Origin of the sequence: Arenimonas sp. MALMAid1274 (genome assembly GCF_049195245.1) — a bacterium.
Classification (GTDB): Bacteria; Pseudomonadota; Gammaproteobacteria; order Xanthomonadales; family Xanthomonadaceae; genus Arenimonas.
On record NZ_JBMIRR010000020.1, the window covers coordinates 119,270 to 137,283 of the forward strand.

General features: G+C 70.2%; 17 protein-coding genes. 7 read left to right on the top strand and 10 right to left on the bottom strand.

All coding sequences use genetic code 11. The annotated features are described in order from the left end of the window. Positions 1 to 7: 7 nt before the first annotated feature. From ACOQFR_RS01270 to ttcA, 4 genes are all read right to left on the bottom strand, one after another. Positions 8 to 520: a hypothetical protein gene (locus ACOQFR_RS01270; RefSeq protein ID WP_421377736.1), complete on the bottom strand. Its 513-nt coding sequence runs from the start codon at positions 518 to 520 to the stop codon at positions 8 to 10. A 38-nt stretch (positions 521 to 558) separates the two neighbouring features. After that, positions 559 to 1,323 (bottom strand): SprT family zinc-dependent metalloprotease, encoded by a 765-nt coding sequence (locus ACOQFR_RS01275; protein ID WP_421377738.1) that lies wholly within the window; start codon positions 1,321 to 1,323, stop codon positions 559 to 561. A gap of 64 nt (positions 1,324 to 1,387) precedes the next feature. Next, positions 1,388 to 2,302: a recombination-associated protein RdgC gene (locus ACOQFR_RS01280; protein ID WP_421377739.1), complete on the bottom strand. Its 915-nt coding sequence runs from the start codon at positions 2,300 to 2,302 to the stop codon at positions 1,388 to 1,390. Continuing rightward, positions 2,302 to 3,174, bottom strand: coding sequence for a tRNA 2-thiocytidine(32) synthetase TtcA (ttcA, locus tag ACOQFR_RS01285; RefSeq protein ID WP_421377740.1), 873 nt, complete (start codon positions 3,172 to 3,174; stop codon positions 2,302 to 2,304). The genes ACOQFR_RS01280 and ttcA overlap by 1 nt, the downstream gene beginning before the upstream one ends. A gap of 93 nt (positions 3,175 to 3,267) precedes the next feature. On the opposite strand from ttcA, the gene ACOQFR_RS01290 reads away from it, so the two are divergent. The 3 genes from ACOQFR_RS01290 to ACOQFR_RS01300 are packed head-to-tail and all read left to right on the top strand — an operon-like array spanning position 3,268 to position 5,379. Further along, positions 3,268 to 3,474: a YdcH family protein gene (locus tag ACOQFR_RS01290; RefSeq protein ID WP_421377741.1), complete on the top strand. Its 207-nt coding sequence runs from the start codon at positions 3,268 to 3,270 to the stop codon at positions 3,472 to 3,474. Beyond that, the gene (locus ACOQFR_RS01295) at positions 3,467 to 4,759 is read left to right on the top strand and encodes an MFS transporter (protein ID WP_421377743.1); all 1,293 of its coding nucleotides are present in this window, start codon (positions 3,467 to 3,469) and stop codon (positions 4,757 to 4,759) included. The genes ACOQFR_RS01290 and ACOQFR_RS01295 overlap by 8 nt, the downstream gene beginning before the upstream one ends. Continuing rightward, the gene (locus ACOQFR_RS01300; RefSeq protein WP_421377745.1) at positions 4,756 to 5,379 is read left to right on the top strand and encodes a chromophore lyase CpcT/CpeT; all 624 of its coding nucleotides are present in this window, start codon (positions 4,756 to 4,758) and stop codon (positions 5,377 to 5,379) included. Before ACOQFR_RS01295 ends, ACOQFR_RS01300 begins: the two co-directional genes overlap by 4 nt. Here ACOQFR_RS01300 and plsB read toward each other — a convergent pair. The 5 genes from plsB to ACOQFR_RS01325 all read right to left on the bottom strand — a co-directional run bounded on the left by plsB (position 5,376) and on the right by ACOQFR_RS01325 (position 12,691). Beyond that, a complete protein-coding gene (gene plsB, locus ACOQFR_RS01305; RefSeq protein WP_421377747.1) occupies positions 5,376 to 7,916 on the bottom strand; it encodes a glycerol-3-phosphate 1-O-acyltransferase PlsB in 2,541 nt (846 codons plus the stop codon). The two genes, ACOQFR_RS01300 and plsB, sit on opposite strands and share 4 nt — an antisense overlap. 8 nt (positions 7,917 to 7,924) lie before the next feature. After that, positions 7,925 to 8,866: a hypothetical protein gene (locus ACOQFR_RS01310; protein ID WP_421377749.1), complete on the bottom strand. Its 942-nt coding sequence runs from the start codon at positions 8,864 to 8,866 to the stop codon at positions 7,925 to 7,927. A gap of 91 nt (positions 8,867 to 8,957) precedes the next feature. Beyond that, the gene (pyrF, locus tag ACOQFR_RS01315) at positions 8,958 to 9,659 is read right to left on the bottom strand and encodes an orotidine-5'-phosphate decarboxylase (RefSeq protein ID WP_421377751.1); all 702 of its coding nucleotides are present in this window, start codon (positions 9,657 to 9,659) and stop codon (positions 8,958 to 8,960) included. Between the two features lie 10 nt (positions 9,660 to 9,669). Then, positions 9,670 to 10,590: a 5'-nucleotidase, lipoprotein e(P4) family gene (locus tag ACOQFR_RS01320; RefSeq protein WP_421377753.1), complete on the bottom strand. Its 921-nt coding sequence runs from the start codon at positions 10,588 to 10,590 to the stop codon at positions 9,670 to 9,672. A gap of 118 nt (positions 10,591 to 10,708) precedes the next feature. After that, positions 10,709 to 12,691 carry a UvrD-helicase domain-containing protein gene (locus ACOQFR_RS01325; protein ID WP_421377755.1) on the bottom strand — a complete coding sequence of 661 codons (1,983 nt, stop codon included), beginning with the start codon at positions 12,689 to 12,691 and terminating at the stop codon, positions 10,709 to 10,711. A 74-nt stretch (positions 12,692 to 12,765) separates the two neighbouring features. On the opposite strand from ACOQFR_RS01325, the gene arfB reads away from it, so the two are divergent. Together arfB and ACOQFR_RS01335 are read left to right on the top strand one after the other, a co-directional pair. Beyond that, a complete protein-coding gene (gene arfB, locus ACOQFR_RS01330) occupies positions 12,766 to 13,200 on the top strand; it encodes an alternative ribosome rescue aminoacyl-tRNA hydrolase ArfB (protein ID WP_421377757.1) in 435 nt (144 codons plus the stop codon). After that, entirely contained in the window at positions 13,197 to 13,784 is a 588-nt protein-coding gene (locus ACOQFR_RS01335) for a lysophospholipid acyltransferase family protein (RefSeq protein ID WP_421377759.1), read from the top strand. Before arfB ends, ACOQFR_RS01335 begins: the two co-directional genes overlap by 4 nt. Positions 13,785 to 13,796: 12 nt before the next feature. On the opposite strand, the gene ACOQFR_RS01340 is transcribed toward ACOQFR_RS01335, so the two are convergent. Next, the gene (locus tag ACOQFR_RS01340) at positions 13,797 to 14,756 is read right to left on the bottom strand and encodes a LysR family transcriptional regulator (protein WP_421377761.1); all 960 of its coding nucleotides are present in this window, start codon (positions 14,754 to 14,756) and stop codon (positions 13,797 to 13,799) included. A 116-nt stretch (positions 14,757 to 14,872) separates the two neighbouring features. Between ACOQFR_RS01340 and aceB the strand changes: the two genes are divergently transcribed. After that, on the top strand, positions 14,873 to 16,492 hold the full coding sequence (gene aceB, locus ACOQFR_RS01345; protein ID WP_421377763.1) for a malate synthase A: 1,620 nt from the start codon (positions 14,873 to 14,875) through the stop codon (positions 16,490 to 16,492). A gap of 43 nt (positions 16,493 to 16,535) precedes the next feature. Then, the gene (gene aceA, locus ACOQFR_RS01350; RefSeq protein WP_421377765.1) at positions 16,536 to 17,840 is read left to right on the top strand and encodes an isocitrate lyase; all 1,305 of its coding nucleotides are present in this window, start codon (positions 16,536 to 16,538) and stop codon (positions 17,838 to 17,840) included. The last annotated feature ends 174 nt before the right edge of the window (positions 17,841 to 18,014 follow it).

The following is an 18,014-nucleotide window of genomic DNA, read 5'->3' on the forward strand; positions in this document are numbered from 1 at the left end:
CGGCGGCTCAGGGCGCCTGCAGGCTGAGCGAGATCACGGTGTGGCCTTCGATGTCGCTGCGCAGGTTCACCAGCACGCCGCGCTTGTCCTTCTCGAAGCCCAGCATCGAGCCTTCCTCGCCCTGCATCGACACGGTTTCCTTCCAGCCCTGGCCGGCCAGGCCGGACTGGTAGCGTTCGAACAGCGCCGGCAGCGGTTCGCGGCTGCGCAGCACCACCGAGCGGGCCGGGCCCATCGTCATCACCGACACCACCGAGTAGTCGGACGGCAGCACCACGTCCTTGGGGAAATCGGACGGCAGCGGCACGTTTTCGCCGGTGGTGTGCTGGTAGCGGCCCTGCTCGCCGTCGATGGTGACCGTGTCCTGGCCGTCTTCGCTGCGGATGTCGACCTTCTGGCCGGTGCGGGCCTCGAGCGCCTGCTCGGCCAGGGCCTGGGCGGCGGAGTCCTCGGCCTTGCCGCAGGCGCAGAGCAGGCCGGCGGCGAAAGCGGCGACGAGCGCGGTGCGGACGGGGTGCATGGCAGGCTCCGGTGGCGCGGGCCTGGTTGGCGGGCCCTTCAGCCGATAAAACGGGCAAGGCGGGCCTTCAAGGACAGGCCTTCGCCGCGCAGGTAGTCGCGCTCCTCGCGCCAGCCCGGCCAGCGGGCCTCCACCTCGCGCCAGAAGCGACGGGAATGGTCGGCATGGATCAGGTGGCAGAGCTCGTGCACCAGCACGTATTCGAAGGCGGACGGGCGGCCCAGCACCAGGGACAGGTCCAGCGACACGGCGTCGCTGGGGCTGAGCGAACCCCACAGCGAGGACAGCGGCCGGAACCGGACGTTGCGGGGCGCGCGCGGCAGGCCGGGCAGGTAGCGCGGCAGCCAGCGGCCCAGGTCCTGGCGGGCCTGCTGGGTGTAGAAATCGCGCAGGGCCGCGTGCAGCTGGGCATCGCCGGCGCGGTCGGGCAGCTGCAGCACCACGCCTTCGTCGGTGAGTGCGGCGCGGGCGTAGCGGCCTTCGCGCCACAGCAGGGGCAGGTCCTGGCCGCGCAGGGGCAACAGGTGCTCGCCGCCGCGGGTGAGGGGCGCGCGCGTTTGCGTGCCCTCGCGGGCGAGCTGGGCGGACAGCCAGTCGCGGTGTTCGTGCAGGAAGGCCTCGGCCGCGCGGACCGATACGCTGCGCGGCAGGGTCAGCCGCGCGCCTTTTTCCGACACGATCAGCCGCAGCCGCCGGGCGCGCGCATCACGCACCCAGCGCACGTCCACGTCGCGCCCGTCGGCGAGGGCCAGCGGCCGGATCTCCGCCACCGGTGCCGCCTTTTTCAGCAAGCCCAGCAACATCCCGCCACCTCCCTCCGCACCAGGTCCATTCTCACCGGCCGGTGAAAATATACCTGGTATGTTTTCACTGGGGGTCGGCGGGGCTGAACTTTAGGGCGGTTTCTAGGACGGCGAAGAGGCGCTTGAGCTCACCGGCCATCAGGGCGTAGCGGGCGTCGAGCTCGGCCATCACGCCGTCGCGCTCGGTGTGCTCGAGCTGGTCGACCGCGCCGTCGAGGAACTTGAGCTTGCGCACCACCAGGTCCTCGCCCAGGACGAAGCTGACGTGGTCGTCCAGCACCAGGGCCAGCTTGCTGACCTGCTTGCCCGATTCCAGGTGCTTCCTGATCTCGTCGCACAGCAGCTCCTGGCGCTGGCACTTCACCACCGCGCCGCCGTCGATCGGATCCTTGAGCTCGCATTCGTCGCCCAGCACCAGGCCGCCCGGCAGCGGTTCGCCCGCGATCCAGCCGGTGAGCACCGCGCGCGCCGACACCTCGGCGTTGAGCGGCAAGGCCGGGAAGCTGCCCAGCGCGTGGCGCAGTTCGGACACCAGGTTTTCAGCGGTCTTGCGCGAGCTGGCGTCCACCGCGATGAAGCCGTGCTGCAGGTCCAGGGTGGCGTGGGTGCGCACCGGCCGCACGAAGGCGCGCGGCAGCAGCTCCATCACCAGGTCTTCCTTCAGGCGCTTGCGGGCGCGGCCGCCCAGCTTGCGGCCTTCCTTCTCCTCCATCGCGGCGATGCGCTTGCCCAGTTCGTCGTTGACCACCGACGAGGGCAGCAGGCGGTCTTCGCCGCCCAGCGTGAGCCAGATGGCGTCGTTGATGCGATGGCTCATCGTCGCCTCGTCGCGGCCGAAGGGCGAGACGAAGCCGCGCGACATCAGTTCGGACGGACCGACCGGCTTGAGCCGGCACTCCTCGAGGCGGGCGTCGAGGTCGTCGAGTTTCTTGGCAAGGGCTACGGGGAAGCGGAAAAACGTCAGGTTGCGAAAGAACATCAAGTTTCCAGTACGGGGCCCAGCCAGTCGTGGGCGTTGGGGGGAGGCGCGTCGTGGCGACGGCCGAGGTTGTGGAAGTCGAACAGCGAGGTGTCGGCCAGCTGCGCCGGCGACACCGTGCCCAGCGCGCGGGCGATGGTTTCGATGCGGCCGGGGCTTTCCTTCTCCCAGGCCGCCATCATGCGCGCCACCTGCTTGCGCTGCAGGTTTTCCTGCGAGCCGCAGAGCGTGCACGGAATGATCGGGAACTGCTTCCAGTCCGCGTAGCGCTGGATATCGGCCTCGCGCACGTAGGCCAGCGGCCGGATCACCACGTGGGCGCCGTCGTCGCTGAGCAGCTTGGGCGCCATCGCCGCCAGCTTGGCGTGGAAGAACAGGTTGAGGAAGAAGGTGGCCACCAGGTCGTCGCAGTGATGGCCCAGCGCGATCTTGGTGAAGCCGTGGTCCCGGGCGTGCTGGTAAAGCGCGCCGCGTCGCAGCCGAGAGCACAGCGAGCACATCGTCTTGCCCTCGGGCACCACCCGCTTCACCACCGAGTAGGTGTCCTGCTCGAGGATGGTGTGGGCCACGCCCAGCGAGGCCAGGTAGTCGGGCAGCACGTGTTCGGGAAAGCCCGGCTGCTTCTGGTCCAGGTTCACCGCCACCAGCTCGAACTGCACCGGCGCCTTGCGCTGCAGCTGCAGCAGCAGGTCGAGCATCGTGTAGCTGTCCTTGCCGCCCGACAGGCAGACCATCACCTTGTCGCCCTGCTCGATCATGCCGAAGTCGCCGATCGCCTGGCCCACCTGCCGGCGCAGGCGCTTGGCAAGCTTGTGCTGCTCGCGCTCCTGCGTGGCCTTGCGGGGGACGGGGTCTTGCAGCAGCAGGGTCATGGCAGGGCGGGAACCGGGGTGGACGGTCCGCCATTTTACCCCTGTCGCCGCCCCGGCCGGGGCGCTAAGCTCAAGCCGTCAGGGGAGGACGTGATGGCCGAGGAAGATCCCGCCAAGATCACCGCGCAGCTGCTCGAGCTCAAGGTCGAGCACCGCGACCTGGACGAGGCCATCGCCCGGCTGGCCGAATCCATCCAGGCCGACGAGCTGTCCATCAAGCGCCTGAAGAAGCGCAAGCTCAAGATCAAGGACATGATTTCCTCGCTGGAAAGCCGCCTCATCCCCGACCTCGATGCCTGAATCCCGCACGCTGCACCGGCGCGACGTCCGGACCCTGCTGCTGGCCGCCCTGGGCGGCGCCCTGGAGTTCTACGACTTCATCATCTTCGTGTTCTTCGCGACGGTGATCGCCCAGCTGTTCTTCCCGCCCGACACGCCCGAGTGGCTGCGGCAGCTGCAGGCCTTCGGCATCTTCGCCGCCGGCTACCTGGCGCGGCCGCTGGGTGGCGTGGTGCTGGCGCATTTCGGCGACCTGGTGGGGCGCAAGCGCATGTTCATGCTCAGCGTGCTGCTGATGGCGGTGCCGACCCTGCTGATGGGCCTGCTGCCGACCTACGCGCAGGCCGGGCTGTTCGCGCCGATCGCGCTGCTGGTGCTGCGGCTGACGCAGGGCGCGGCGGTCGGCGGCGAGGTGCCGGGTGCCTGGGTGTTCGTGTCCGAGCACGTGCCGGCCGGGCGGGTGGGCCTGGCCTGCGGCAGCCTCACGGCCGGCCTGACCTTCGGCATCCTGCTGGGCTCGCTGGTGGCCAGCGCGGTCAACAGCTTCTGGACACCCGCCGAAGTGGCGGCCGGGGTCTGGCGCTGGCCCTTCCTGCTGGGCGGCGTGTTCGGCCTGATGGCGATGTGGCTGCGGCGATTCCTGCATGAGACGCCGGTGTTCGAGCAGATGCGCGAGCGCCGCGCGCTGGTGCAGGGCCTGCCGCTGCACACGGTGCTGCGCGGCCACGGGCGCGCGGTGCTGGAATGCATGGGCCTGAGCTGGATGCTGACCGCGGGCATCGTGGTGGTGATCCTGATGACGCCCACGCTGGTGCAGAAGGCCTTCGGCATCGCCGCGGCCGATGCGCTGCCGGCCAACACGCTGGCCACCTTCTGCCTCACCGTCGGCTGCGTGGCGTACGGCATCGCGGCCGACCGCTTCGGCGCGGCGCGGGTGCTGGTGGCGGGCGCGCTGATGCTGGCGGTCTCGTCGCTGGGGCTGTACACGGTGCTGGACCGGGCGCCGCAGCATTTCGTTGCGATGTATGCGCTGGCGGGGTTCACGGTCGGCGTCGTCGGCGTGGTGCCGGCGCTGATGGTGCGGGCGTTCCCGCCGGCGGTGCGGTTCTCGGGCATCTCGTTCTCCTACAACCTGGCGTACGCGCTGGCGGGCGGGCTGACGCCGCTGCTGGTGACGGTGTGGATGCGCAGCCTGACGGTGGCGCCGGCGGTTTACGTGGCGCTGGTGTGCGTGGTCGGCGTGGGGGTGGCCAGCGCGATCTGGCGCCGTGACGGCGGCGCGGGCAAGTCGGAGATCGGCGCGTGAGGCGGTGGGCCGCGCTCGGCGCCATCGCCGCGATGCTGGCTGCGGCCGGGTGCGCGCCCCATCCCACGCGCCCTGCGGATCCGGTCGCCGAGGCGCTGGCCCTGATGACGGGCACCTTCGACAGCCGCGCCCAGGCGGCGGCCGATGCGCGCTATCTGCCGGTGACGCTGACGATGACGCCGATCTGGCCGGACCGCGCTGACGCGCGCTGGCTCTACGTCGAGCAGGCGATGGTGGATGCGCCCGGCAAGCCCTACCGGCAGCGCGTGTACCGTCTGCGCTCGGACGGACAGGGCGGCGTGGCCAGCGAGGTGTTCCTGATCCAGGACCCCGCGCGCTTCGTGCGCGGCTGGGAAACCGGCGCACTGGCGCAGCTGGACGAGGCCGACCTGTCGCCGCGGCCGGGCTGCACGGTGTACCTGGCCTGGGAGCCGGGCGGATTCCGCGGCGCCACCCGCGGCCAGGGCTGCGAATCGCACCTGCGCGGCGCACGCTGGGCCAGCGCCGAAGTGGCCCTGTTCCAGGGCGGGCTGCACAGCTGGGACCGCGGATTCGACGCCGAAGGCCGCCAGGCCTGGGGCGCCACCGCCGGCCCCTACCACTTCCTGCGCACCCGCTAGGCCGGCAGCGTACCGCCCGACTGGGAGACCTTGCTGACCGCTTCGGGCGAAAGCTTGTTGATGGTGTGGCGCAGCTCGCGCCCCAGAACGACCTTGGCGTCCTTCTCCCACGTGGTCAGCTGCTCGTCGAAGTCGAGCTTGCCGCCTTCGCCCACCCACACCAGCTTGAGTTCGCGCAGCTTCTGGATGAAGCCGCGGAACAGCGACTTGTCGAAGAACTCCGGCGCCGCCGGCGCATACAGCAGGCTCAGGCGCTGGGCCGTGAGCTGGCACAGCGTCTCGAGTTCGCCGGCGCTGAGCGTGCGCGGCCCGTTCTTGACCAGGGTGGTGATGGCGATGAAATAACGCTCGAACGCCTGCTGCAGGCTGTGCGAGATCACCCGCAGGCGGAACACCTCGTCGGTCTGCCCCGGCCCGCGCGACAGGATGCCGCCGTCGTCGTCGCTGGCCACGCTGAGCAGGCCTTCGGCCACGAACAGGTCGATGGTGGCGTCGAGCCGCTGCGCGAAGCCGTCCTGGTCCCAGGGCAGGAACAGCTCGTCCTGCACGAACGGATAGATCGTGCGCCCCAGCCGCAGCAGGCCGGCCCGGCTCATGCGCCGGTTGTTCTGGAAGCACAGCGCCACCCAGCTGGCGGCGGCGAACAGGTGCAGCACGTTGTTGCGGAAATAGCTCTGCAGCACCGCCGTCTCGCCCTCGACGCTGATCACGTCGCCCAGCGGATGCACGGTGCGGGTGAGCACGCCGATCTTCTCGCCGTAGGCCAGCATCTCGGCCGGCTCCATCGGCGTCACCGTGACGCGATCCGAGTACGGCAGCTGCGCCAGCAGCTTCTTGGACAGCGCCAGCTGCGCCAGCAGGTCGGCTTCGGACATCGCGTGCTTGGGCGTGGCCAGCAGCGCCAGCGCCAGCAGGTTGACCGGGTTCACGTCGGCGGCGCGATTGATGTTGACCTGGATCTGCTGCGCGATTTCTTCGACCGCGCCGTTGAGCCAGGTCGGCTTGTCGTCCGGGTCGGCCAGGCGCTCGCGCCAGTCCGGCGCATGGGTCTGCAGCACGCTGTCGAGGAAGATGGGCTCGCCGAAATTCACCGCCACCTTGCCGTAGTGCTGGCGCAGGATGCCGGCGCCGGCCTTGAGCAGGGCCCAGATGGTTTCCTTTTCCTTGGGCTGGCCGGTCAGCTCGTCGAGATAGCTCTTGCCCTCGATCAGCTTCTCGTAGCCGATATAGACCGGCTGGAACACCACCGGCCGACGCGGCGCGCGCAGGAAGGCCTTGAGCGTCATCGCGATCATCCCGGCCTTGGGCGCCAGCAGCCGGCCCGTGCGCGAGCGGCCGCCTTCGATGAAGTACTCCAGCGAGAAGCCCTCGCTGACCAGCTGGGCCACGTATTCGCCGAGCACCGCGGCGTACAGCGCATTGCCGCGAATGCTGCGGCGGATGAAGAAGGCACCGCCGCGGCGCAGGATCGGACCCAGCACCGGCATGTTGAGGTTGACGCCGGCGACGATGTGCGGCGGCACGATGCCGCGGTTGTAGAGCAGGTAGCTCAGCAGCAGGTAGTCCATGTGGCTGCGGTGGCAGGGCACGTAGACCACTTCATGCCCCGGCGCGACCTGCTTGAGCGTGTCCAGGTGGCTGACGTTGACGCCGTCGTAGATGCGGTTCCAGAACCCGGTCAGCGCGAACGAGGCCGAACGCACCACCGGATTGGAATAGTCGGCGGCGATTTCCCAGGCGAAGCCGTGCGCCTTCTTCCAGGCTTCCAGGTATTCGGTGCCGTCCTTGCGGGCCTGGTCGGCGATCAGCTTGCGCACCGGTTCGGCGTCGAGCACGCGGTCCACCAGCAGCCGGCGCGTGGACAGGTCGGGCCCGATCACCGCGGTGCGGATGCGGCGGAAGTGACCGCGCAGCAGGCGGCTGACCTTGCGCACCTGGCGCTCGTGCGGCAGCTCCTCGCTCAGGATTTCCCAGACGCGCACGCTGGGCGAGAACTGCACCACCGTGTCGCGGCCGTTGAGCAGGATCGCCAGCAGCCGGCGGAAGCGGCCCACCAGGGCCCAGTTTTCCGAGAACAGCACCGAGAACCAGCCCGACTGCCTTGCAGGTGCGCGGCCAACAAAAATCGACACCGGCACCAGCTGCACGTCCTGGTCCGGATACAGCCGGTGCGCCATCAGCAGGCGCGACAGCGCGTCGGAATGGCTGCGGTTCTTGGGCCGGCCGAACAGGCCCGCGCGCCGGCGCGACAGCGCCACGTAGCTGCGCTTGCGGCCCAGCGGATCGCCGGGCAGTGCCGCCAGCGGCGAGGGCAGGCCGGCCTCGCGGCAGGCGCGGTCCAGGATCAGGGTGTTGGACAGGCCGTAGTTCTCGATCACGTAGCAGACCGGCCGGTCCAGCGTGAACGGCGGCGCCGCCGGCTCGCGCTTGATCTCGATCCACGGCTGCAGCAGCTTTTCCATGAAGCGCGCCCACAGCGGCGGCTTCGCAGTCGGGCGCGCGCTCGGCGGGGTCACCGGGGTGGGGGCCGCATCCATGCCGGTGCTCAGTCGGCCGAGGCGGCGCTGTCGTCGGCGGGCGCGGCCGCGGCGCCGCTGCCCGCGGCCTTGGCTTCAGCCGCGGCCTCGGCCAGCTCGCGTTCGGCCTGGGCGATGGTGTCGGCGCTGTACCAGCCGCCGTCGCGGCGGACCATGGCCAGGTCGAAGCTGACCTCGCGATCCAGGAACGGGTAGCTGACCTTGACGGTGGCGTTGTCGCCTTCGCTCGACACCAGTTCGGCCTTCACGCCGTCCAGCGAGCGGTCCAGGTCCATGTCGTAGGCCTTGGCCGCCTGCTTCACGCCGGCCAGGGCGATGCCGCCCTTTTCCAGCGCGGGCATCATCGGCAGCGCGCGGGCCTGGGCCAGGGTGGGCAGGTCCACTTCGCGCGCGGTCGAGGCCAGCGCGGCGATCGCGGTGCGTGCCCGCTTGCGGTCGGTGAACAGGGCCGGCTGCGCCCACGCGATCAGGCTGCTGACCACCTCGGCGCCATGGGTCTTCTCGGCCGGGCTGAGTTCGGTGTTGGCCTGGATGGCGGCGTTGAGGAACATGCCGCCGGCGGCCTGCATCATCGGCCACTGGCCCTGAACTTCGGACTCGAACTTGGCCAGCTTGGGCTCGAGGTCGCGCATCAGCTCGGCCTCGGCCTGGGGCGAGGTGAATCGGGCCATCATCTCTTCGTATTCGGCCGCGTCCTCGGGCGTGATCGGCTCGGCCTGGGCGACGCGCTGGTTCCAGAGCGCCTCGCTGCGGGCGTGCAGGTCCGGGGGAAGGCTCAGGCGCGAGTAGCGCACCAGGTCGTTGTCGCGCAGGGCCTTGGCCAGGCCTTCGACGGCCGCGACCGGGTTGCCCGGGGCCGTTACCGCTTCAGGCTCGCGGCGGCAGGCGCCCAGGGCCAGGGTCAGGGAAAGCAGGGCCAGCAGGCCCCAGGCAGGCAGTTTTCGGCTCATGCGTCGGGTCGGGAACCAGGTTTGCAGGCGGTGAATCTAGCAGATCGGATGTTTGCGCCCTGTTGGGCCGGCCGGTCCGGCCAGCCGGGCTTCAGCCGCGCAGGGCCTGGGCGATCTGGGCCTGGATGGCCTCGGCGGCGGCGGCCGGATCCCTGGCCAGGCGGATCGGCCGTCCCACCACGATGTGGTCGGCGCCGGCCGCGAAGGCCTGGGGCACGTCCACCGTGCGCTTCTGGTCGTCGTTGGATGGGCCGGCCGGGCGGATGCCCGGGCAGACCACCAGGAAGTCGGGGCCGGTGGCCTGGCGCAGGGCGCCGGCCTCCTGGCCGGAGGCGATGACGCCGTCGCAGCCCGCCTCGCGGGCGGCCAGGGCGCGTTCGACCACCACCTCGCCCGGCTCGCGGTCGATGCCCAGCTGCTGCAGGTCGGCGCGGTCCATCGAGGTCAGCACGGTCACCGCGAGCAGCTTGATGTGGCCTTTCTCCTGCGAAGCGGCACGCATCATGCCGTCATGTTGCCCGTGGATGGTGCACAGCGAAACCGGGTAGCGGGCCAGGCCCCTGATGGTGGCGGCCACCGTCGCCGGCACGTCATGGAACTTCAGGTCCACGAACACCTGCTTGCCCCGGCCCGCCAGCTCTTCGAGCACGCGGAAATAGTCACCGCTGGTCAGCAGCTCCATGCCGATCTTGTAGAAGCCGACCGAATCGCCGAGCCGGTCGACCCAGGCGCGGGCCTCGGCGGCCGTGGGCACGTCCAGGGCGAAGATCAGGCGGTCGCGGACCGGGATCATGGGCGAGCCCTCACTCGGCGTAGTTCAGGGCGCGCAGCTTGGCCGCGCGCCGCTCGGCCTCGGGCAGCTCCCAGGCGTTGTTGAACAGGGCCGGCTCCCAGCTGCCGTAGGTCGGGCCGGGCAGCACGAACCAGCGCTCGCCGACCCAGGCCAGGTGCGGCGCGATCGCCTGCTGCCGGCCTTCCGGGGTGTTGGCGAGGATGTTGACCATGTCGCCCAGCTGGTCGCCGAACTGCATCAGCACGCGATGCGTCCGGCCCACGTGCTGGCGGCGGCAGGCCTTCTCCGAGCCCTGCTGCTCGCAGCCTTCGACGAAGAAGCCCAGGCCCAGGAACTGCTCGGGCCCCGCGATCGGGAAGCCGGCCGCCCGCAGGTTGGCCAGGGTCGCCTCCTCCAGGTGGGCGGCGCGGTTGCTGACGTAGAAGATCGTCACGCCGCGCGCGGCGGCCGCCTGCGCGAACTCGAGCGCGCCCGGGATCGGCGCCGCCTTCTCTTCGCGCACCCAGGCGTCCCAGGTGGTCTCGTCGTAGCTGGTGCCGTCGCGGACCATGCGGGCCTGGTAGGGCGAGTTGTCGAGCACGGTCTCGTCGATGTCCACGATCACCGCGGGCTTGAGGCCGGTGGCGGGATTGACGCGCTCTTCCGGCAGCAGTGCGTCCCAGTCGGGCGTCTTGATCGCGCGGTCGAGCTGGTAGAGCGCGCTGCGGTAGGTCTGGCCCGCCATCAGCCGGAACTCGACCGAGGTCTGCACCCAGGCCACGGCATTGAGGTTGTCGTTGGGGCCGGGGCCCGCCGGCGCGGGCGCAACGGCCGGCGCCGCGGGGGTCGGCGCGGCCGCGTCGGGCGTCACCGTGCGCACGGGCGCGGTGGCCTGGCAGGCCGCCAGGGCCAGGAACAGGGAAGACAGGGCGAAGGTGCGGAGCATCGTCATCGGGTCGATCCGTGGTCGTCGAGCCGGCGATTCTACCGGCTGCGGGCCAGGCGGGCGTGGCAGCGGCGTGACAGGTCATCGCGGCCGCCGCCGGCCGCGCCATTCCCGATGCCGTCGCTCAGCCGTCGCCGAACAGCGCCGCGATCGCATCCATGTGGGCGCGGCCGCGCTGCTTCTTCTCGGCGGTCTCGCGCTCGGGGTCGGTGCCGTCGCGCAGCAGGTCGCCGGCGGGCAGTTCGTCCAGGAATCGGCTGGGCAGCAGGTGTTCCAGCGCGCCCCAGCGCTTGATCTCGGCGCAGTGCGACAGGTACAGCCGCTCCTTGGCGCGGGTGATGCCCACGTACATCAGCCGGCGCTCCTCGTCGAGGCGGTTTTCTTCCAGGCTGGCCTCGTGCGGCAGGTTGCCGTCCTCGCAGCCGACCACGAACACCGCGCGGAACTCCAGGCCCTTGGCGGCGTGCAGGCTCATCAGCCGCACGGCGTTGCCGGGCTCGCCGCGGTCGGCGTTGGAAAGCAGCGCCAGCTGGGCCGCCAGCTCGCCGGGGCCACCGCCGCGCGCGCCTTCGAACCAAGACGCCAGCTCGTCCAGGTTGGCCTTGCGGCGCTGGAAGCTGGCCTCGTCCTTGCACTGGCTGCGCACCATCGCCAGCAGGCCGCTGTGTTCGGCCAGCATCGGCACCAGCTCGGCCGGCGTCAGGGTCTCCGCCGCGTCGCGCAGGCGCTCGACGAGGCGGGTGAACTCGTTCAGACCCGCTGCCGCGCGCGGCGTTAGCTGCTTTAGGAAGCCGATCTGGCCGGCGGCCACCGACATCGGCAGCCCGGCCTGCTGGGCCATGCCCGCCAGCTTCTCCAGCGTGGTCGCACCGACCTCGCGCCTGGGCGAGGCGATCGCGCGCAGGAAGGCGGCGTCGTTGTCCGGGTTGGCCAGCACCTGCAGCCAGCTCAGGGCGTCCTTGACCTCGGCCCGGTCCAGGAACTTGGTGCCGCCGGTGAGGTGGTAGGGGATGCGCAGCAGCTGCAGCGCTTTTTCCAGCGGCCGCGACTGGTGGTTGCCGCGGAACAGGATGGCGAACTCGCCCCAGGGGATTTCCTTGCCCTGGTTGAGGTAATGGATCTCGCCGGCGACGCGCTCGGCCTCGTGCTCGTTGTTGCGGCATTCCCATACGCGCACCGGCTCGCCGTCGCCATGCTGGCTCCACAGCTGCTTGAGGTGCACGTGCGGGTTCTTCGCGATCAGCGTATTGGCGCAGCGCAGGATACGGCCCGAGCAGCGGTAGTTCTGCTCGAGCTTGATGACCTTGAGGTTGGGGTAGTCGGTGGCAAGCTGGTCCAGGTTCTCGGGCTGGGCGCCGCGCCAGGCGTAGATGCTCTGGTCGTCGTCGCCCACGCAGGTCATGTTGCCCTTCGGCCCGGCCAGCTGCTTGAGCAGCCGGTACTGCGCGCCGTTGGTGTCCTGGCACTCGTCCACCAGCAGGTAGCGCAGGCGCTCGCGCCAGCCGGCGGCCAGGTCGGGCTCGGCTTCCAGCAGGGTCAGCGGCAGCCGGATCAGGTCGTCGAAGTCCACCGCGTTGTAGGCCTGCAGCCGCGACTGGTAGCGCGCGTACAGGTCGGCCGCCTCGCGCTCGCGGGCCGAGCGTGCGGCCGCAGCCGCCTGTTCCGGCGACAGCGCGTTGTTCTTGGCGGCGCTGATCAGGTTCTGCAGCGAATACAGCGCGTCGTTCTTCAGGCCCGGCGTGGCCAGGTCCTTGATGATGGCCATCTGGTCGTCGCCATCGAAGATCGAGAAGCCCCGCCGCAGTTTCGCGCGCTCGTGTTCGATCTGCAGGAAGCGCAGGCCCAGCGAGTGGAAGGTCGAGATGGTCAGGCCTTCGGCCGCGTCGCCCTTGACGCGCCGGGCGACGCGCTCGCGCATTTCCTTCGCGGCCTTGTTGGTGAAGGTGATCGCGGCGATGTGCCGGGCTTCGTGGCGGCCGGTGGCCACCAGGTGGGCGATCTTCTCGGTGATCACGCGCGTCTTGCCGCTGCCCGCGCCGGCGAGCACGAGCAGGGGGCCGGCGGTGTAGGCGACGGCCTGTTGTTGGGGAGTATTGAGGCCGGACATGAGGGGGCGGATTGTAGCGGGTGGCGGGCCGTGCGTTCGGGACGCCCTGCAACCCGCCCGGCCGCCCCGCTATCATGCCGCCCATGCTGCAGATCACGCCCACCCTCGCCATCCCCGACCAGGAACTGGAGGAGCGCTTCGTGCGCGCCAGCGGGCCGGGCGGGCAGAACGTGAACAAGGTCTCGACCGCGGTCGAGCTGCGTTTCGACGTGGCCCGGTCGCCGTCGCTGCCGGAGGCGGTGCGCGAGCGGCTGCTGGCGCGGCGCGACCGGCGCATCACCGACGATGGCGTGCTGGTGCTCAGTGCGCAACGCTTTCGCACCCAGGACCGCAACCGCGAGGACGCGCGCGAGCGCCTGGCGGCGGTGATCACGGCGGCGCTGGCCGCACCGAAGAAGCGCGTGGCGACCAAGCCCACGAAGGGTTCGAAGGAGCGCCGCCTGGGCGCGAAGCGCGAGCGGTCCACCGTGAAGCGACACCGCAGCGCCAGCGGCTGGGAGCGCGAGTGACCCGCGTCCCGGTGTTGCCGCCGAATGCGCCGCGCAACGGCACCGCCTTCGGGCGCTGGATCGGCCGCAGCGTGCTGCGGCTGGGCGGCTGGACCATCACCGGCGACTGGCCCGACCTGCCGCGGCTGGTGGTGATCGCGGCGCCGCATTCGTCCGGCTGGGACGCGGTGTGGGGCCTGGCCGCCAAGCTGGCCATGGGCGTGGACATCACCTTCATCGCCAAGGCCGAGCTCTTCCGCGGCCCGCTGGGCTGGCTGCTGCGCCGGTTCGGCGGGCGGCCGGTGGACCGCAGTGCGCCCGGCGGCATCGTCGACCAGACCGCGGCGCAGATCCGGGAGGCGCCGCGCATGTGGTTCGTGCTGGCCCCGGAAGGCACCCGCCGGCGCGTGGAGCACTGGAAGACCGGTTTCTGGAAGATCGCGCGGCGCGCGCAGGTGCCGGTGTTCTGCGCCTGGTTCCATTACCCCGACCGGACCATCGGCCTGGGTCCGCTGTTGGAAACCAGCGACGACTACGACGCCGACATGGCGCGAATCCGCGCGCTGTACCGGCCCTACGAGGGCAAGAACCGCGGCACCACCTGAGCCCGCGCGGGCTCAGCGTTCGGAGGCGCCGGTGTCGAAATAGTCGCGGCGCTCGAACAGCCCCGGCTTGATCAGGTCGATGAAGGCCCGCGCCTGCGGGCTGAGGTACTTGCCCTTGCGCATCACCACGCCGTAGCTGCGCGGCGGGAAGTACTCGCCCAGGTTGCGCGCCACCAGCCGCTTCTCGTCGGCCTCGGTCAGGCAGATGCTGGTGACGATGGACACGCCCAGGCCCATGGCCACGTACTGCTTGATCACCTCCCAGCCGCCCACTTCCAGCGCCACGGTGTAGGGCACGCGCCGCTGCTGGAACACCAGGTCCACCAGGCGATACGTGGTCAGCCGGCGCGGCGGCAGGATCAGGCCGTAGGGCGAGAGGTCCTCGAGCCGCAGGTCGGGCTTGTCGGCCAGCGGGTGCCCGGGCGGGCAGATCAGCATCGGGTCGAAGGAGTAGACCGGCGCGTAGGCCAGGTCGGTGGGCACGTCGAGCATCGAGCCCACGGCCAGGTCCACCGCGTCCGAGCGCAGCAGGCCCAGGCCGTCCTGGCCGGTGACGTTGTGCAGCACCAGCTGCACCTCCGGGTACTGGTCGCGGAAGGCCCGCACCAGGGCCGGCAGCAGGTAGAGGATGGTCGAGCTGCCGGCGGCCACGTGCAGCTCTCCGGCCTGCAGGCCCTTGAGCCGGCCCCGGAACTCGCCGTCCAGGCCATCCAGGCCTTCCACCAGCGGCCGCGCCAGGTCGTACAGCACCTGGCCTTCGCGGGTCAGGCTGAAACGCCGGCCGATGCGCTCGAACAGGGCGGTGCCCAGGTCCCGTTCCAGCGCCTGCAGTTGCAGGGTCACGGCCGGCTGGCTCAGGAACAGGGCCTCGGCCGCCCGCGAGACCGAGCCCAGGCGCGCGACCTGGCAGAACGCGCGCAACGGCTTGAGGCGATCACCCTTGTAGTAAAAACGCGCCGCTGGCTGGGGCATAAGCCCTTGTTCCGATATAGATATAACGCCAGCTTATACTAACTATCAAAACATTTGGTTTGTCAAAGCCATGACCCAGGCCTAGGGTCGAACTCCGAATCCACAGGAGTTTCCCCATGGCCGGTGACGCTGCGCGTACCCTCGCCCCCCTGGCATTGAACGGCCCGCGCCTGGCCGGTCAGGAAGACCTGCTGACCCCGGCCGCGCTGGCCTTCCTGGTCGACCTGCACCGCGCCTTCGAGCCCGGGCGCCAGGCCTGCCTGGCCGCCCGCAAGCAGCGCCAGGCCCGCTTCGACGCCGGCGAGCTGCCCGATTTCCGCGCCGACACCCGCGCCCTCCGCGACGGTGACTGGACCGTGGCGCCGCTGCCGGCCGCGCTGCTCGACCGTCGCGTGGAGATCACCGGCCCGGTGGACCCGAAGATGGTGATCAACGCGCTGAACTCGGGCGCCAGCTGCTACATGGCCGACTTCGAGGACTCCACCTGCCCGACCTGGGACAACCTGCTCACCGGCCAGCGCGCCCTGCGCAAGGCCGTGGCCGGCAGCCTGGACTGGATGGCGCCGGACGGCAGCAAGCACTACGTGCTCGACCCGGCCTCGAAGACCGTGCTGATCGTGCGCCCGCGCGGCTGGCACCTGGACGAGAAGCACGTGCTGGTGGACGGCCAGCGCCTGAGCGGCAGCCTGTTCGACCTGGGCCTGTTCGCCTTCCACAACGCCGCGACGCTGCAGGCCAGGGACCGCGGCCCGTACTTCTACCTGCCCAAGCTGCAGGCGATGGAAGAAGCGGCGCTGTGGGACAAGGTGCTGGCCTTCACCGAAGCGCGCCTGGGCCTGCCCGAAGGCGCGATGAAGGTGACGGTGTTGATCGAGACGCTGCCGGCCGTGTTCGAGATGCACGAGATCCTGCACGCGCTGCGCGGCCGCATCGCCGGCCTCAACTGCGGCCGCTGGGACTACATCTTCAGCTACCTCAAGACCTTCCGCCGCCACCGCGACCGCGTGCTGCCCGAGCGCAGCCAGGTCGGCATGACCCAGCCCTTCCTGAAAGCCTATTCGGAACTGCTGATCCAGACCTGCCACCGCCGCGGTGCGCATGCCATGGGCGGCATGGCCGCACAGATCCCGATCGCCGGCGACCCGATCGCGAATGAAGAAGCGCTGGCGCGGGTGCGCGCCGACAAGCTGCGCGAGGCCAATGCCGGCCACGACGGCACCTGGGTGGCGCATCCGGCCCTGATCCCGATCGCGCGCGAAGTGTTCGACGCGCGCATGCCCGGCCCGCACCAGCAGGACGTGCGCCGCGAGGACGTGCAGGTGGACCGCGACACCCTGATCCGCCCCAGCGTCGGCACCATTACCCGCAAGGGCTTCGACAACAACGTCGAGGTCTGCGTGCGCTACCTGGCCGCCTGGCTCGATGGCCAGGGCTGCGTGCCGATCCACTGGCTGATGGAGGACGCGGCCACGGCCGAGATCGGCCGCGCCCAGCTCTGGCAGTGGCTGCACATGAGCGACCACGGCGGCGGCCCGCTGCACCTGGACGACGGCACGCCGGTGGACTTCTCGCTGTTCGACCGCGCGCTGCTGACGCTGCCTTCCAAGCTGGCCGACCGCATGAAGCTGCCCGGCGGCTCGAAGATCAACGAGGCCATCGCCCTGCTCGACCAGCTCACGCACGCCGAGGAGCTGGCCGACTTCCTCACGCTGCCCGCCTACGAACGCCTCGACTGACCCCCTTTCCGCACAACCCCACGAACTCCAAAGGACCACCGCCATGACCACGACCCTCCCCACCGCCGAGCAGCTGAAGAAAGAGTGGGCCACCGACCCGCGCTGGGCCGGCATCGAGCGCGGTTACTCCGCCGAAGAAGTCGTGCGCCTGCGCGGCACCGTCGCTGTCGAGCACTCGATCGCGCGCCTGGGAGCCAACAAGCTGTGGAAGTACCTGGGCGAGAAGCCCTTCGTGAACGCGTTGGGCGCGCTCACCGGCAACCAGGCCATGCAGCAGGTCAAGGCCGGCCTCAACGCCATCTACCTGTCGGGCTGGCAGGTCGCCGCCGACGCCAACGTGGCCGGCGAAATGTATCCCGACCAGTCGCTGTACCCGGCCAACTCGGTGCCGCTGGTGGTCAAGCGCATCAACAACACCCTGCTGCGCGCCGACCAGCTTCATCATGCCGAGGGGAATGACAGCATCGATTTCCTGCAGCCGATCGTGGCCGACGCCGAAGCCGGCTTCGGTGGCGTGCTCAACGCCTTCGAGCTGATGAAGGCGATGATCGAGGCCGGCGCCGCCGGCGTGCACTTCGAGGACCAGCTGGCCTCGGTGAAGAAGTGCGGCCACATGGGCGGCAAGGTGCTGGTGCCGACCCAGGAAGCCGTGCAGAAGCTGATCGCCGCGCGCCTGGCGGCCGACGTGTCCAACGTGCCCACGCTGGTCATCGCCCGCACCGACGCCGAGGCCGCCGACCTGCTGACCAGCGACGTGGACCCCAACGACGCGCCCTTCTGCACCGGCGAGCGCACCGTGGAAGGTTTCTTCAAGACCCGCCCCGGCATCGACCAGGCCATCAGCCGCGGCCTGGCCTACGCGCCCTACGCCGACCTGGTGTGGTGCGAGACCGGCAAGCCCGACCTGGCGTTCGCGAAGAAGTTCGCCGAGGCCATCCACGCCAAGTTCCCGGGCAAGATGCTGGCCTACAACTGCTCGCCCTCGTTCAACTGGAAGAAGAACCTCGACGACGCGACCATCGCGAAGTTCCAGAAGGAGCTTGGCGCGATGGGCTACAAGTTCCAGTTCATCACCCTGGCCGGCTTCCACTCGCTCAACTACTCGATGTTCAACTTGGCCTACGGCTACGCCCGCAACCAGATGACGGCCTTTGTCGAGCTGCAGGAGAACGAGTTCGCCGCCGCCGAGAAGGGCTTCACCGCCGTCAAGCACCAGCGCGAGGTGGGCACGGGCTATTTCGACTCGGTCACCCAGGCCATTCAGGGCGGCAACAGCTCCACCACGGCGCTCAAGGGCTCGACCGAGGAAGAGCAGTTCCACGGCGAGAAGCCCGCCGCGGCGGCCTGAAACTTGGGGAGCCCGCCCCGGCCGGTGCCTGTGCGCACCGGCCGGGGACCGGGCTTCCAGGCGCAAGCCAGGCCCGGGGCCGGAAGGTCCGGGCCTTTGTTTTCCTTGACGCGGTTCGCCTCGCGGCGGGGCCGGATTGGATACACTCGGGCCAGTCTTCCGCTCCAGAGCCTT

Excerpts from the sequence above, each read along its gene's own strand:
- ACOQFR_RS01320 (WP_421377753.1), bottom strand. The coding sequence starts at position 10,590 with ATGACGATGCTCCGCACCTTCGCCCTGTCTTCCCTGTTCCTGGCCCTG.
- ACOQFR_RS01310 (WP_421377749.1), bottom strand. The coding sequence starts at position 8,866 with ATGAGCCGAAAACTGCCTGCCTGGGGCCTGCTGGCCCTGCTTTCCCTG.
- ACOQFR_RS01290 (WP_421377741.1), top strand. The coding sequence starts at position 3,268 with ATGGCCGAGGAAGATCCCGCCAAGATCACCGCGCAGCTGCTCGAGCTC.
- ttcA (WP_421377740.1), bottom strand. The coding sequence starts at position 3,174 with ATGACCCTGCTGCTGCAAGACCCCGTCCCCCGCAAGGCCACGCAGGAG.
- ACOQFR_RS01275 (WP_421377738.1), bottom strand. The coding sequence starts at position 1,323 with ATGTTGCTGGGCTTGCTGAAAAAGGCGGCACCGGTGGCGGAGATCCGG.
- pyrF (WP_421377751.1), bottom strand. The coding sequence starts at position 9,659 with ATGATCCCGGTCCGCGACCGCCTGATCTTCGCCCTGGACGTGCCCACG.
- ACOQFR_RS01270 (WP_421377736.1), bottom strand. The coding sequence starts at position 520 with ATGCACCCCGTCCGCACCGCGCTCGTCGCCGCTTTCGCCGCCGGCCTG.
- aceB (WP_421377763.1), top strand. The coding sequence starts at position 14,873 with ATGGCCGGTGACGCTGCGCGTACCCTCGCCCCCCTGGCATTGAACGGC.
- ACOQFR_RS01340 (WP_421377761.1), bottom strand. The coding sequence starts at position 14,756 with ATGCCCCAGCCAGCGGCGCGTTTTTACTACAAGGGTGATCGCCTCAAG.
- arfB (WP_421377757.1), top strand. The coding sequence starts at position 12,766 with ATGCCGCCCATGCTGCAGATCACGCCCACCCTCGCCATCCCCGACCAG.
- ACOQFR_RS01325 (WP_421377755.1), bottom strand. The coding sequence starts at position 12,691 with ATGTCCGGCCTCAATACTCCCCAACAACAGGCCGTCGCCTACACCGCC.
- ACOQFR_RS01295 (WP_421377743.1), top strand. The coding sequence starts at position 3,467 with ATGCCTGAATCCCGCACGCTGCACCGGCGCGACGTCCGGACCCTGCTG.
- plsB (WP_421377747.1), bottom strand. The coding sequence starts at position 7,916 with ATGGATGCGGCCCCCACCCCGGTGACCCCGCCGAGCGCGCGCCCGACT.
- aceA (WP_421377765.1), top strand. The coding sequence starts at position 16,536 with ATGACCACGACCCTCCCCACCGCCGAGCAGCTGAAGAAAGAGTGGGCC.
- ACOQFR_RS01280 (WP_421377739.1), bottom strand. The coding sequence starts at position 2,302 with ATGTTCTTTCGCAACCTGACGTTTTTCCGCTTCCCCGTAGCCCTTGCC.